Annotated in this window: 15 protein-coding genes and 1 tRNA gene; 8 read left to right on the forward strand and 8 right to left on the reverse strand. The window is 62.6% G+C overall.

The genetic code is table 11. The features are described from left to right. The first annotated feature begins 18 nt into the window (after positions 1-18). The 3 genes from RND78_RS04230 (at position 19) to RND78_RS04240 (ending at position 2,155) form a co-directional block, all read left to right on the forward strand. The gene (locus RND78_RS04230; RefSeq protein WP_312726325.1) at positions 19-156 is read left to right on the forward strand and encodes a hypothetical protein; all 138 of its coding nucleotides are present in this window, start codon (positions 19-21) and stop codon (positions 154-156) included. Positions 157-276: 120 nt separating this feature from the next. Next, the gene (locus RND78_RS04235) at positions 277-825 is read left to right on the forward strand and encodes a hypothetical protein (RefSeq protein WP_312726327.1); all 549 of its coding nucleotides are present in this window, start codon (positions 277-279) and stop codon (positions 823-825) included. Positions 826-1,111: 286 nt separating this feature from the next. Further along, positions 1,112-2,155: an acyltransferase gene (locus RND78_RS04240; protein ID WP_312726329.1), complete on the forward strand. Its 1,044-nt coding sequence runs from the start codon at positions 1,112-1,114 to the stop codon at positions 2,153-2,155. A gap of 152 nt (positions 2,156-2,307) precedes the next feature. On the opposite strand, the gene RND78_RS04245 is transcribed toward RND78_RS04240, so the two are convergent. From RND78_RS04245 to queA, 6 genes are all read right to left on the reverse strand, one after another. Further along, on the reverse strand, positions 2,308-2,835 hold the full coding sequence (locus RND78_RS04245; RefSeq protein ID WP_059229879.1) for a glycine zipper 2TM domain-containing protein: 528 nt from the start codon (positions 2,833-2,835) through the stop codon (positions 2,308-2,310). A 59-nt stretch (positions 2,836-2,894) separates the two neighbouring features. Further along, positions 2,895-3,800, reverse strand: a complete 906-nt coding sequence (secF, locus tag RND78_RS04250) for a protein translocase subunit SecF (protein WP_312726333.1) — start codon at positions 3,798-3,800, stop codon at positions 2,895-2,897. Between the two features lie 10 nt (positions 3,801-3,810). Further along, positions 3,811-5,679 (reverse strand): protein translocase subunit SecD, encoded by a 1,869-nt coding sequence (gene secD / locus RND78_RS04255; protein WP_312726334.1) that lies wholly within the window; start codon positions 5,677-5,679, stop codon positions 3,811-3,813. Positions 5,680-5,743: 64 nt separating this feature from the next. Beyond that, the gene (gene yajC, locus RND78_RS04260) at positions 5,744-6,088 is read right to left on the reverse strand and encodes a preprotein translocase subunit YajC (RefSeq protein WP_058762149.1); all 345 of its coding nucleotides are present in this window, start codon (positions 6,086-6,088) and stop codon (positions 5,744-5,746) included. A 148-nt stretch (positions 6,089-6,236) separates the two neighbouring features. Then, the gene (gene tgt / locus RND78_RS04265) at positions 6,237-7,355 is read right to left on the reverse strand and encodes a tRNA guanosine(34) transglycosylase Tgt (RefSeq protein WP_312726561.1); all 1,119 of its coding nucleotides are present in this window, start codon (positions 7,353-7,355) and stop codon (positions 6,237-6,239) included. Positions 7,356-7,365: 10 nt separating this feature from the next. Beyond that, positions 7,366-8,409: a tRNA preQ1(34) S-adenosylmethionine ribosyltransferase-isomerase QueA gene (queA, locus tag RND78_RS04270; protein ID WP_312726336.1), complete on the reverse strand. Its 1,044-nt coding sequence runs from the start codon at positions 8,407-8,409 to the stop codon at positions 7,366-7,368. A gap of 106 nt (positions 8,410-8,515) precedes the next feature. Between queA and RND78_RS04275 the strand changes: the two genes are divergently transcribed. The 5 genes from RND78_RS04275 (at position 8,516) to RND78_RS04295 (ending at position 11,784) form a co-directional block, all read left to right on the forward strand. Next, a tRNA-Leu gene (locus RND78_RS04275) sits at positions 8,516-8,600 on the forward strand. Between the two features lie 91 nt (positions 8,601-8,691). Then, positions 8,692-9,756 (forward strand): hypothetical protein, encoded by a 1,065-nt coding sequence (locus RND78_RS04280; RefSeq protein ID WP_312726338.1) that lies wholly within the window; start codon positions 8,692-8,694, stop codon positions 9,754-9,756. A 144-nt stretch (positions 9,757-9,900) separates the two neighbouring features. Continuing rightward, complete coding sequence (locus RND78_RS04285) at positions 9,901-10,407, forward strand: helix-turn-helix domain-containing protein (RefSeq protein ID WP_312726340.1); 507 nt, start codon at positions 9,901-9,903, stop codon at positions 10,405-10,407. Positions 10,408-10,898: 491 nt separating this feature from the next. Next, positions 10,899-11,366, forward strand: a complete 468-nt coding sequence (locus RND78_RS04290; RefSeq protein ID WP_312726341.1) for a hypothetical protein — start codon at positions 10,899-10,901, stop codon at positions 11,364-11,366. A 100-nt stretch (positions 11,367-11,466) separates the two neighbouring features. Further along, complete coding sequence (locus RND78_RS04295) at positions 11,467-11,784, forward strand: hypothetical protein (RefSeq protein ID WP_312726342.1); 318 nt, start codon at positions 11,467-11,469, stop codon at positions 11,782-11,784. Between the two features lie 154 nt (positions 11,785-11,938). Here the strand turns inward: RND78_RS04295 and lptG are convergent, their stop codons facing one another. Next, the gene (lptG, locus tag RND78_RS04300) at positions 11,939-13,000 is read right to left on the reverse strand and encodes an LPS export ABC transporter permease LptG (RefSeq protein ID WP_312726343.1); all 1,062 of its coding nucleotides are present in this window, start codon (positions 12,998-13,000) and stop codon (positions 11,939-11,941) included. After that, positions 12,997-14,109, reverse strand: coding sequence for an LPS export ABC transporter permease LptF (lptF, locus tag RND78_RS04305; RefSeq protein WP_312726346.1), 1,113 nt, complete (start codon positions 14,107-14,109; stop codon positions 12,997-12,999). Before lptF ends, lptG begins: the two co-directional genes overlap by 4 nt. Between the last annotated feature and the right edge of the window lie 155 nt (positions 14,110-14,264).

The following is a 14,264-nucleotide window of genomic DNA, read 5'->3' on the forward strand; positions in this document are numbered from 1 at the left end:
CCTGCCGAGAGTCCTGCCATGAGCGAAGACACCCAAGACCAGCAGCCGCTGGACACCCCGGTCGAGCCGGACGACGTCCCCGAGCACCAGAAGCCGGAGAACCTGGACAAGCTCAAGGATTATGGCCGGGAGCAGATCCCGCCCGGCGTCGCCTGACGCCAACCCTGAACCTCTCGACAAAAGCCACCTACGAGGGTGGCAAAGCCTTGGCGGAGCTTCTAGCATCGGCCGGGATAAGTCGGCCCCTGGGCCTTCGTGAAGGGAATCGAAGTCACCATGCCCGTCAGGTCCAGCCTGTCGCCCCTCCTTGCGCTCGTCACAGTCACTCTGCTGATGCTCGTCGCGCCCTGCGTGCGGGCCGTCGACGGCTACGCGGGCATCGCCTTCGGCACCGATCAGAAGACTTTCCTCGCCAAGCGCCTGTGCAACTTCCAGCCACGCAAGAGCGACGTGAATGGCGTCGACTACCTCGGCTGCGACGACCTTGCCTTCGCGGGCGAGAAGGTCGAGGCCGGTGCCTTCTTCATCGATGGCAAGTTCCTGCGCTTCTCCATCGTCACGCCGCTGGCCCAGTCCTTCCTGATCGCCGAGGGCCTCACCCAGAAGTACGGCAAGCCTTCGTCCCAGTCATCCGCCGAGGCTTTCGAGCAGCTGTCCCACGATGCCGACGCCCAGGCCTACCTGGCCTTCGATCACGACACTGTCTTCTACAAGTTCAGCGCCCGTGCCGCCCGCAAGAAACAGGTCCTGCTGATCTATACCTCGCCTCGCTACGAACAACTGCTCAAGGAGAAGCAACTGCAGTTGCTCAAGCAATCTCTCTAAACATTCGGTAACAGCTCGTCGGACAATGGGGCTCTTAGCCATCAAAGTGTCGTCCGGTTCACGTCCAGCAGGAAACAAGCCATGAACAATGGCAGATAGCCACGGTCAGAACGCGGGCAAGGAGCCCCATCCTGTCACCGGCTACTTACGGACGTCGTTCCTCCGGGAGTCCTACCATGATCGAACCTGTCGCAATGCGCGCCCCTGGCGCCGCAGCGATCACGCTTTCGTTTGCACCAGCGCTTGGCTCCAGCGGCACAGGTTCTCTTTTGAAAAGGATCATTCAATGAACACTCGCAATCTCTGGGTCGACTATGCCAAGGCCATTGGCATCATCCTGGTGGTCTATGGCCACGTCGTGCGCGGTCTGCTCAACGCCGGCATCCTGCAGGATGCCGAATTCCACGGTCTGGTGGACAGTGTCATCTACAGTTTCCACATGCCGCTGTTCTTCTTCCTGTCCGGACTGTTCTTCTACAACTCCTTCGTCAAGCGCGGTACCGGCGGACTGCTGGTGAACAAGATCGACACCATCGTCTATCCGTTCTTGGTCTGGTCGCTGCTGCAAGGCTCGGTGGAAGCGCTGATGTCGCGCTACACCAATGGCGGCGGCGTGAGCTTCAGCGAGGTGCTGACGGTCTGGGAGCCCCGCCAGCAGTTCTGGTTCCTCTATGCGCTGTTCCTGGTGTTCTGCCTGGCCATGCTCGCCTACCGCTGGGCCAAGCCCATGGCCTTCTTCGCCGTGTTCGCCTTCGGTGCCCTGGTCTATCTGTTCCAGAACGCCGGCCCGGAAGACTTCTTCTTCACCTTCACCGCGCAGAACTTCGTCTTCTTCGCCTTCGGTGTCTGGTTCAACAACTTCAAGCAGGCCATCGAGGAACAGGCGGGCCGCGTGATGCTGGGCTCGGGCCTGCTGTTCGTCGTGCTGGAATACTGGTTCCACGGCCTGCTGGGCCTGGTCTATACCGACCGTGGTCTGGCGACCCTGGTACTGGCGCTCAACGGCATCATCTTCGTCTGCGCCACCTGCATGGTGTTGGCGCAGCGTCCGATGCAGTGGCTGCTGACCCTGGGTACCCTGTCCATGCCCATCTACGTCATGCACGTACTCAGCGGCAGCGGGGCGCGCATCATCCTGAGCAAGGGCCTGCACATCAACGACGGCATGCTGCACATCGTGGCCGGCTGCGCCTTCGGCATCCTGGTGCCGGTCGCCGTCGCCAAGTTCCTGGAAGCGCGCCACATCAACGGGCTGTTCGAGGCGCCGGCGTGGATCTCCGCCCGGCGGTGGCTTCGGCCCAAAGCTGAAACGCCCCGTCCCGCCGTCTGAATGAGGGACCCGGCCAGGGCGCCCTGCGCTCCTGGCCAGAGCCGAGAACCTCTCCGGTCACTGCGCAAGACCCAATAAAAAACCCGCTACCAGTCACCTGGTAGCGGGTTTTTTATTGGCTGAAGCCCTGGAGCTTCAGCCGCCAAGGCGAATCACTGGCTGGCGAGTACCTGACCGTTCTTGACTTCCAGTTGCTTGCCGGGCTCGTGGTCCATGCGGACCTGGCCGATCTTGCCATCCAGCAGATACTTCACGTCATAGCCAACCACCTTGTCGCTGCTGTCGGTGACCGTGTTGCAGCGGGTCTGGGTGGTGGTATAGGTATCGCGGTTCTGCATGTATTCCTGACCCTTGTTGCCAGCGTAACCACCGCCGACCGCACCGGCGATGGTTGCCAGGGTCTTGCCGCTGCCGTTGCCGACCTGGTTGCCCAGCAGGCCACCCACTACCGCACCTACGGCGGTACCGGCGATCTGGTGCTGGTCCTGGACCGGGCGACGGTGGGTCACCGTCACGTCCTTGCAGACCTCGCGGGGCGTCTTGACCGTTTCCTTCACCGGCTGGACGGCGACGACCTCGGCGTACTGAGGCCCGCGGTCGACGAAACTGTAAGCCACCGCGCCACCCGCAGTGGCGACGACGACACCCAGAACCGTACCTACGAGCATCGACTTGTTCACTACAACCTCCTGACTACTCTGTCATAGCGGGCACCTGGCCCTTTGCCATGCCTTGGACATCAGGGACGCTCGTCGAGTTCCTTGGCTTGCGGCGGGATCAGGTCTTCGCTCTTCAAGTCCAGCCAGATCAGCACCACGTTGGCGATATAGATCGACGAGTAGGTACCGGCCAGTACGCCGATGAACAACGCCAGGGAGAAGCCGAACAGGTTGTCGCCGCCAAAGAACAGCAGCGCCGCCACGGCCAGCAGGGTCGAGATCGAGGTCGCCAGGGTGCGCAGCAGGGTCTGGGTGGTCGAGACGTTGATGTTCTCGATCAGACTGGCCTTGCGCAGCACCCGGAAGTTTTCCCGCACCCGGTCGAACACCACGATGGTGTCGTTGAGCGAGTAGCCGATGATGGCCAGGACCGCCGCCAGCACCGTCAGGTCGAAGGTGATCTGGAAGAACGACAGCAGACCCAGGGTCACCACCACGTCGTGCACCAGCGAAACGATGGCGCCCACGGCGAACTTCCACTGGAAGCGGAAGGCCACGTAGACCAGCACACCGCCCAGGGCCAGCAGCATGCCCAGGCCGCCCTGGTCACGCAGCTCCGCGCCCACCTGCGGACCGACGAACTCGGTACGGGTCAGGGAGAAGCCATCGGTGCTCGCCTGCTTCAGCGCGGTGGTCACCTTCTGGCCCAGCTGGGGATCGTCGCCGGGCATCCGCACCAGGACATCGGTGGTGGCGCCGAAGCTCTGCACCACGGCCTCTTCGAAGCCGGCACCCTGCAGTTCCTGGCGGATCTTGCCGAGATCGGCGGGCTGCTCGTAGCGCAGCTCGATCAGGGTACCGCCGGTGAAGTCCAGGCCGAAGTTAAGCCCCTTGTAGAACCAGCTGAACAATGCCAGGACGGTCAGGAGCGCGGTGATGGCGAACGCGATGTTGCGTACGCCCATGAAGTTGATGGTCTTTTTCATCGCCGCGTCCTCAAATCCACAGCTTCTTGACGTTCCGGCCGCCATAAATCAGGTTGACCATGGCACGGGTCACGAAGATGGCGGTGAACAGGGAGGTGAAGATACCCAGCGACATGGTCACGGCGAAGCCCTTGACCGGCCCGGTACCCATGGCGAACAGGATGGCGCCCACCAGCAGGGTCGTCAGGTTGGAGTCCAGGATCGCCGTGAAGGCGCGACTGAAGCCCTCATGGATGGCGCGCTGGATCGGCATGCCGTTGGCGATCTCTTCGCGGATCCGCGAGAAGATCAGCACGTTGGCGTCCACCGCCTGGCCCATGGTCAGGACGATACCGGCGATACCCGGCAGGGTCAGGGTGGCATGCAGGATGGACATCAAGGCCATCAGCAAGACCATGTTGAAGCCCAGGGCGATGGTCGCCAGCAGCCCGAAGAAGCGGTAGATGGCGATCAGGAACAGCGAGACGAAGGCCATGCCCCACAGCGAGGCATCAATGCCCTTCTCGATGTTGTCGGCGCCCAGGCTCGGGCCGAGGGTGCGTTCTTCGGCGAAGTACATGGGTGCGGCCAGGCCACCGGCACGCAGCAGCAGCGCCAGTTCCGAGGCCTCGCCCGAGCCGTTCAGGCCGGTGATGCGGAAGCTGTTGCCCAGGGCCGACTGAATGGTCGCCAGGCTGATGATGCGCCGCTCCTCCTCGAAGCCGGGTACCGCCACTTCCTTCTGTACGCCATCGACAGTCTGGGTGGTGTAGCGGGTGACCGGACGCTGCTCGATGAACACCACGGCCATGCTGCGGCCGACGTTGCTGCGGGTAGCGCGGTTGATCAGATCGCCACCGTGACCATCCAGGCGGATGTTGACCTGGGGCCGGCCGTTCTCGTCGAAGCTGGCCGAGGCGTCGGTGACCTGGTCACCGGTGATGATGACGTTACGCTCCAGTGGCACCGCCGGACGACCCGGCTCGCGGAACTCGAAGCTCTCGGTGGAGGCCCGCGGGGTGTCGGCCGTGGCGGCCAGGCGGAACTCCAGGTTGGCGGTCTTGCCGAGGATGCGCTTGGCTTCGGCGGTGTCCTGCACGCCCGGCAGCTCGACCACGATGCGGTCGGCGCCCTGGCGCTGCACCAGTGGCTCGGCCACGCCCAGTTCGTTGACCCGGTTGCGCACCGTGGTCAGGTTCTGGGTGACGGCATAGTTGCGGATCTCGCGCAGCTTGGCCTCGGTCAGCTGCAGGCGCAGCACCTGCAGGTCACCACGGGTGTCGGTGGTCAGGTCGAAATCGGTGTAGTTCTTGCGGATCAGGCTCTGCGCCTGCTGCAGGTCGGCGGCGTCGGTGAAGCCGAGCTGCAGGGCACCGTTCTGGTCGGGCATGCTGCGATAGCGCACCTTCTCGCGACGCAGCAGGGTCTTGACCTCGTTGTCATAGACCTTCAACCGTGCATCCACGGCCTTGTCCATGTCCACCGCCAGCAGGAAGTGCACCCCGCCGGAAAGGTCCAGGCCCAGCTTCATCGGGCTGGCGCCCAGCTTGCGTAGCCACTGCGGCGTGGTGGGGGCCAGGTTCAGCGCCACCACGAAGTCGTCGCCGAGGGTGCGGCGGACCACTTCCTGGGCCGGCAACTGGTCGTCGGCACGCATCAGGCGGACCAGCAAGCGGCTGCCGTTCTCGTTGACGTCACTGGCCTTCACGGCGAGTTGCGCCTGCGCCAGGGCCGCGTTCACCCGCTGCACATCGGCAGGGGTGACCGCACGTTCGGTGCTGGAAGCGCTGATCTGCAGGGCCGGATCGTCGGGGTACAGATTAGGGACCGAGTAGATGAAGCCCACGACCAGTACGGCCAGGATCAGCAGGTACTTCCAGAGGGGATATTTATTGAGCATGACACCGCCCGAGATAAAGGCGGGGCGCCTTGCGCGCCCCGGTGTTAGCTAGAGTGAGGAAGGCTCAGAGTGCCTTCAGGGTGCCCTTGGGCAGGGTCGCGGCGATGGCGCCCTTCTGGAACTTGAGTTCGACGTTGTCGGACACTTCCAGCACCACGAAATCGTCGGTGACCTTGTTGATGCGGCCGGCAATGCCACCGGTGGTCACCACTTCGTCGCCCTTCTGCAGGCCGCCGAGCAGGTTCTTGTGATCCTTGGTGCGTTTGGCCTGGGGACGCCAGATCAGGAAATAGAAGATCACCACGAAGCCGATCAGGAAGATGAACTGAATGTATTCACCCCCCGGTGCGGCGTTGGCGGCCGGCGCGGCAGCTTCCTGGGCCTGGGCCGTGGAAATCAGAAAACTCATTGCACTACTCCTTGCAGAGTTGGATGACGGAAAGAGAAGACATGCCGGCGGTCGCTCGCGACCACCTCGACGAGCCTGGGGCCGCGGTTCACGACCGCGGCAGACGGCGGACTAGCGCCGTCTCGCTGCAACGATCGGACAGGGGCTTTCAGCTGCCGAGCGGCGGTGTAGGCAGGCCGCGCCGAGCATAGAAGGCGTCCACAAAGTCGGCCAATTTACCCTCTTGGATAGCCTGGCGCAAACCGGCCATCACGCGCTGGTAATACCGCAGGTTGTGGATCGTATTCAGCATACTCCCCAGCATTTCCCCGCATTTATCCAGATGGTGCAGATAGGCCCGGGAGAAATGTTTGCAGGTGTAACAGTCGCAGGTCGGATCCAGCGCCGTCTCGTCGTGGCGATGCACGGCGTTGCGGATCTTCAGCACGCCGGTATCGATGAACAGGTGGCCGTTGCGCGCATTGCGGGTGGGCATCACGCAGTCGAACATGTCGACGCCACGGCGTACCCCTTCCACCAGGTCTTCCGGCTTGCCGACGCCCATCAGATAGCGCGGCTTGTCGGCGGGCAGGTGCGGCGGCAAGAAGTCCAGCACCCGAATCATCTCTTCCTTGGGCTCGCCCACCGACAGCCCGCCAATGGCGTAGCCGTCGAAGCCGATTTGCTCCAGACCGTCCAGGGATCTCAGGCGCAGTTCCTCGTGCATGCCGCCCTGGACGATGCCGAACAGCGCCGAGGGATTGTCGCCGTGGGCTTCGCGGGAGCGCTTGGCCCAGCGCAGCGACAGCTCCATGGAACGACGCGCGGTATCGAAGTCGGCCGGGTAGGGGGTGCATTCGTCGAAGATCATCACGATGTCCGAGCCCAGGGCGCGCTGCACGGCCATGGATTCCTCGGGCCCCATGAAGACCTTGGCGCCGTGCACCGGCGAGGCAAAGTAGACACCCTCCTCCTTGATCTTGCGCAGCGCACCCAGGCTGAACACCTGGAAGCCGCCGGAATCGGTGAGGATCGGCCCCTGCCACTGCATGAAGTCGTGCAGGTCGCCGTGGCGCTGGATCACCTCGGTCCCCGGCCGCAGCCAGAGGTGGAAGGTGTTGCCGAGGATGATCTGGGCGCCGATGTCGGCGACGCTGTCCGGCAGCATGCCCTTGACCGTGCCGTAGGTACCGACCGGCATGAAGGCCGGGGTCTCGACCACGCCGCGCGGGAAGGTCAGGCGACCGCGACGGGCCTTGCCCTCGGTGGCCAGCAATTCGAAATTCATGAAACTCATATCAGCTCTCCGGGCCCTGGGCCCCGGGATTGCGGGTGATGAACATGGCGTCGCCATAACTGAAGAAACGGTAGCCCTCGGCCACGGCGGTCGCATAGGCGGCCATGGTCTCGCGGTAACCGGCGAAGGCCGACACCAGCATCAGCAGGGTCGATTCGGGCAGGTGGAAATTAGTCACCAGCGCATCGACCACATGGAAGGGTCGACCGGGATAGAGAAAGATGTCCGTCTCGCCGGCGAAGGCCTTGAGCTCGCCGGTGCGGGCCGCGCTTTCCAGCGACCGCACGCTGGTGGTGCCAACGGCGATCACCCGGCCGCCGCGTGCCCGGCAGCCAGCCACGGCGTCGACCACGGACTGATCGACCTGCAGCCATTCGCGATGCATGTGGTGGTCTTCGATGCGTTCCACCCGTACTGGCTGGAAGGTGCCGGCGCCCACGTGCAGGGTGACGAAAGCGGTAGCCACGCCCTTGGCGCGGATGGCGTCCAACAGCGGCTCGTCGAAGTGCAGCCCGGCAGTGGGCGCCGCCACGGCGCCGGCATTGCGCGCATAGACGGTCTGATAGCGCTCGCGATCCTCGGCCTCGTCGGGCCGGTCGATGTAGGGCGGCAGCGGCATGTGGCCGACCCGCTCCAGCAGCGGCAGCACCGCTTCGGCGAATTTCAACTCGAACAAGGCATCGTGCCGCGCGACCATCTCGGCCTCGGCACCGCCGTCGATGAGAATCCGGCTGCCCGGTTTGGGCGACTTGCTGGAACGCACATGGGCCAGCACCCGCTCCTCGTCCAGCACCCGCTCCACCAGGATCTCCAGCTTGCCGCCACTGGCCTTCTGGCCAAACAGCCGCGCCGGAATCACCCGGGTGTCGTTGAACACCATCAGGTCGCCCGGCTGCAGATAGCCCAGCAGATCGGAGAAGTGGCGATGACCTAACTCACCGCTGGGGCCGTCGAGCACCAGCAATCGACTGCCGCGGCGCTCGGCCAGCGGATGACGGGCGATGAGGGATTCGGGAAGGTCGAAATGGAAGTCGGCGACGTGCATGGCAGGTAGATCTCGAAAGGCCGCACAGCTTACCGGAAGCGGCCTTTTTCACCAACGCACTTTGGATTGACCGGGCCTCCCCGCGTCCCTATACTCCGCCGCCATTGCCCCGGTGGCGGAACCGGTAGACGCGGCGGATTCAAAATCCGTTTCCGAAAGGAGTGGGAGTTCGAGTCTCCCCCGGGGCACCAAGCGTTATCTTCCGTGATCATCATGGAAGCCAAGAAACCGCCCTTCGAGGCGGTTTTTTTGTGTCTAGCTAATCCCGGAAATGCCTAGGCGTTGCCATTTGTGCTGGTAGAATGCCCTCACTGGATATTCAAACAGCTTGGGGCCGCGCAGTCGATGGTAAGCGACCGAGAAGAACAATCACTGACCCGATTCGGGCGTATAGCGCTGAGCCAAGTCCTATGTGACTGGTCAGAGAGCAACCCGTATAACCCGCGCCTGCTCGGTGAACAGGTTTCAAAGGTTATTAGGAGTCTCGGATTAGCCGAACACCATCTCAATACGGCCCTCCTCACCGCCTTCGCAGAAGGCAAAGCACTACCCGACGTTCAATTCACTTACGGCGCATTAGCTGACTACTTCGCATCATCTAGCGTAAGTAGTGGCGCTTCTATCCTCGACTCACGTGGGCAAGCTTACGAACCTGCCAATGCCTTGATATCTAGGAAATGGATAGATCGCATAACCGAGGAAGCTACAAACCGGGCTAGCTTCGCAGTTGGGCTTGCCACCGCTGCTGGAGCCAGCACTGTAGCGACCACAGTAAACGCCCCCTACCCAACCCTCTTGCAAAGACAAAGTACGCCGTCAGGAAGCGAGGATGGCTTTCTCTATATCGGGCAGCAACTAGGACGTCAGCAGGGCGAAAAGTCCGCTGCAGAACAGCTCGATGATGCACGGATCGAGGCTTCTCGGTTACGCGAAGAATTGGCAAGAGAACGCGCAAGGAAAGTCACCTATGAGGCTACATTGCAACAAGCAAGGCACGATGTAGACGAGGCGAGACATGAAGCACAGGAGGCACGTAGGGCACAGCAAAAGGCTGAAGAAGTCGTTGCCGAGCATGCGGGGGTCATTGCGTTCATGGACGAGAACAATCCGCTATCTCCACCGGAAGGTCGGCGGATAGTCAACCTATGGGACGATGAAACTGAAGGCGGCACTCGTGATCCGGTTTATGAAAGCGGGATAGGCGTTAGAGAGATCGTTGCCAGGTGGTTCAAACGTAATTATCCAGACGCGCCTGATATCGCGATAAAACGATGCACCTGGGCGCTCACATGGCCTGCTCGGAAAAGAGGAGGCGCAGTCTCCAAGCTTTCAAAAGAAAAGGGGTAACACCTTCCACGCCAAGCACCGCAAGGCATCTGGCTCTTATCCACAGCCTGGTGTCACACCTTTCTTGCAACGTGCCACCTATTATAACTTTGTCCGTCCTACGACCATCTAGCCATACCCAAAGCGCCCATGGAGGCAAACGGCATGGCCACAAAACAATCTCACCGCTTCATCCGCCTTCCCCAGGTCCAGAAGCTGACTAGCCTCAGCCAAGCTGAGATCTACGAGCGCATGAAAATGCGTACCTTTCCTGCCACCGTTAGGCCTAACCACGGGCGTACCGTATGGTCGGAGTCTGAGGTGACCAAGTGGGTAGAAGCCTGCATCGCCGAAGCAGGGGAAGTCGCTGTCTTAATGGACAAAATGAAGGGCTGTCCCCAAGAGAGCAACCTACAAGATAGTAGCGTTCAGATTACCGCTGCCCAGGCTCAGCGGGCGAGGCTCTACGCTCAGCTACAGCTTGGGCCCGTGAGTACCATTGAGGCGCGACGCGACCTCAACATCATGGCGCCCGCCGCTCGGATCAAAGAGCTGCGTGAGTCTGGTGTACCTGTACTAACCCACCTGCAACCTTTGCACGACGAGCAGGGACGCCACCATAGGCGCGTAGCAATCTACTACTTGGCCGATAGTGGCCAGGAGGTTGCGTGATTCCCTTGCAGCCCTTCGAATTCCTCGCCGCTTTTTATCCGCTATTACAGTCGCCAGACCTAATGGCTACCCACCACCCGCCCAACCACTTTTCACGGCCGCAAAATTAAAAGCTTTGTGATCGCAATCCGCGAAATAAAAATGACCAGCGAGGCCAGAGAGAAGAACCAAATGAGCACCGTAGCAACACACTGGCAACAGTCATTAAACTTTCTGGCCCGCTGGTCCAATTTTTCAGGCGTATTCTTGGTCATTACGCCTGTTTCATCACGAGGAAAAAAGCTTTTTGAAATCGCTACTGCTTGGCCTCGCGCTACTGCTGGCGGGTTGCAGCCATTAAAGCGATGCCGGCCCGATCTGCGAGCCCAGTCCGCTGAGCGGTGAGGACTGCAAGAATCGGCAGCCGGTCGGCAACTATCTGATGGACGAGTATCGGGAATGGGAACGCTACCAGTAGGCTGGTGCTTTCGATCCCCTATCGAGAGCTGGGTATGAGGCGAACCGCGCCGCTGTTGATCGTCCTGCTGCTTGGGCTACAGGGCTGTGCCGGGCAGAGACCGGTCGGCTTGGCCGATCAGGGTGGCGAGTGGGGCCGCTCGCCCAGCTGGCTGCTGCAAGCGCGACTACACAGTGCACTCTACGGTTGCGAATTGCTGGTACTGAACGGCAACAACGCCCGGCTCGCTGGCGAACAGGCACGGCTGCCAGGCTTTCGCCAGCAACTGAGCGACTGCCAGGTCAACGCCAACGGGGCTGGGCGGGAAGCGGTCGAGAAATTGCCCCAGGGCCAGGATCGCGTGCTGCGCAATGCGCAAAAGCGCTATCTGCTGACTTGGCAGACTTATCTCGACAGTCTCACCATCGAGCACCCCGCCGACCTGCAGCTCAAGCAGACCTACCAGGCCGCGCGGGCGCAGCTGCTGGAGACGGCGACAGACGAGGGATGGCGCTCGCCCTGAATGCCGGAGTCGACCGTGAACTCAGCTGACAATCGGCAGCTGAATATCCGGGGCAAAGCGTGCAATAGTAAGGTTTCGCTACGGACGTGAGACATTGCGCATGGAAACGCTTGCCCCCTGCTCCCAGGTTGCGGTCAATGACCTGGAAACCGCTCAGTCTCCCGCCCGCTTTTCCCCGGACTTCATCGATCGCCTGCTCTCGCGCTGCGAGACGCGCATAGGCGAGATGGAGGACTTTCCCGACATGAGCCCCGACCTGCGCCTGATTCACATGCAGAATGTCGATCTGCTGGTGCGTACGGTGACGGGTGAGTGCCGCCACCGAGACCAGATCCGCCGGGTCCAGCGGATCCTGGCCTTCTGCGCGGAGCATGCCAACTGGCTGCAGCCCACGTCAGGGGCCCAGGGTGCCGCCTAGCGCACGACATCAGACGGCCTGGAGCACGCCCTACACCACTGGAAGATGGGTGCTCCAGGGACCGCGGGACGCGTGCCATACCTGCCCATGATCGGAGCCTTCCGCACACTGCACGCGCCCGCCTGAAGGCCACGTGCAGTGTCGTCGTGCGCGCTTAGCCGGCCCTGCGCAGCAAGAACAGCCCGGCCAGGGCGCAGAGCAGCGCCGGCGCCAGCACGGCTACCAGCGGCGAGAAGCCGAACACCAGGCTGGAGGGGCCCAGCAGGTCCTGGAAGATACGCAGGGCGAAACCGATGATCACCCCGGTGAAGATGCGCTGCCCCAGGGTCACCGAACGCAACGGGCCGAAGATGAAGGAGATGGCCATCAGCACCAGGGCGGCGGTCACCAGCGGCTGGAAGATCTTCGACCAGAAGGCCAGCCAGTAGCTCTTGTTGCTCAAGCCCTGATCGGCCAGGTAGTGGATGTACCACCACAGCCCGGAGATCGACAGCGCATCCGGCTCCATGATCACGGTGTCGAGCACCTGCGGGGTCAGCTCGACGTTCCAGATCACCGTGGGTTCCTGGCGGACGCTGGTCTGGCGGTCACCGAAGTCGGTGATGCTGACGTTCTCCAGCTCCCAGTGATCGCCGCGATAGATACCGCGCTGGGCGAAGCTGGATTGCAGCAGGTGGCGCTTGTCGTCGAATTCGTAGCGCGTCACGCCCAGCAGCAGGCCGTTGGGCTGCACGGCGTTGATGTGGATGTATTCGTGCCCCTGGCGGTGCCACAAACCGTGACGAGAGCTCTGCGCCTTGCCGGCGCCCTGGGCCAGGGCGCGACCGCTCTGGGCCAGGTTTTCCGACCAGGGCGCCACGTACTCGCCGATGAGGATGCCGGCGATGAGCAGCACGAACATCGGCTTCATCACCGCCCAGACGATGCGACCGAGGGAAACGCCGGCGGCCCGCATCACGATCAGCTCGCTGCTGCTGGCCAGGGTGCCCAGGCCGATCAGGCAGCCGATCAATGCGGCCATCGGCAGCATCTCGTAGGCCCGGCGCGGCGTGGTGAGAAGGACGAACTTGAGCGCCTCGGCGACACCGTAGTTGTCATCGAAGTCGCCGAGCTGGTCGATGAAGGCGAACAGCAGGGCCAGGCCGACGATCACCCCCAGCACCGCGAGGATGCTGACGAAGACGGTCCGCCCTATGTAGCCGTCGAGCTTGTTCATGCCGGCACCCCCACCTTGTTACCACGCAACCGCGCCTTGAGCGGTTCCCAGAAGGACAGCAGCAGGCCGAGCACCAGGAACAGCAGGTGCACGCCCCAGAGGCCGATGGCCGGCGGCAGACGCCCCTTGTCCAGGGCGCCACGGGCAGCGATCAGCAGCGACAGATAGGCCATGTACAGCAGGATCGCCGGCAGCAGCTTGAGGAAACGACCCTGGCGCGGATTGACCTTGGCCAGGGGCACGGCGATGAGGGTGACGATGAACACCAGGATCGGCAGGGACAGTCGCCATTGCAGCTCGCCGCGGTATTGCAGGTCGTTGCTGCGCAGGAGTTCACCGGTGGTGACGGCATCCCGCTCGCTGATGTCCTCGCTCACCGCGGGCTTGGGCAGCAGCACCCCGTAGGTGTCGTACTGCACCGCCCGGTAGTCGGCCTGCCCGGGCACGCCGTCGTAGCGGAAGCCATTCTGCAGGATCAGGTAGCGACTGCCGTCGGGGTGGATTTCCTGACGCCCGGTGTCGGCTACCAGCACGCCCACGCCACGGTCCTTGCCACCCACGGTGGAGGTGTTGCGCTCGGAAATGAAGACGCCGCCCAACTGGCTGCGATCCGCCGACAGGCGCTCGGTGTAGGTGACCCGGGAGTTGTCCCGCAGCGACTGGAAGCGCCCGGGCTCCAGGGTATCGAATTCGGTCATGGCATCCTGCTGGTTGAGGATGGCGGTGACCTTCTGCACGCCCAGGGGCGCCAGCGACAGGCTCAGCCAGGCCACCACCAGGGCGACCACCGCGGCCGGTGCCATGCTGTAGGCCAGCAGCCGCCGCGGACTCAGGCCAGTGGCGGTGAGCACGGTCATCTCGCTGTCCAGGTACAGCCGCCCATAGGCCAGCAGGAAGCCAAGGAACAGGCCCAGCGGCAGGATCAGCTGGAGGAAGCCGGGAATACGGTAGGCCATGATCAGCAGCAGCACCCCGGGGTCCAGCAGGCCTTGTGCCGCCTGGGCCAGGTACTTAATGAAACGGCCGCTCATGATGATCACCAGCAGCACGGCACTGACCGCACCGAGGGTGGTGAGAACTTCTCGAGACAGATAGCGGAAGACGATCAAACAGGATTCTCCAGGGTTGTCAGGCTCTGGCGCGAACGCTCACACTAGCTCGGCTACACGGCTTGCGTTGCAAGGCCCACCCGTTGAAGGCCGATCGCCGGGAAAAGGCCCTGGCGAAAGCCCCGCATTATATCCTGCGAACTCATGTGTTTGTC

This window comes from Pseudomonas oryzihabitans, from assembly GCF_032027545.1.
In the GTDB taxonomy this organism is placed as follows: Bacteria; Pseudomonadota; Gammaproteobacteria; order Pseudomonadales; family Pseudomonadaceae; genus Chryseomonas; species Chryseomonas oryzihabitans_F.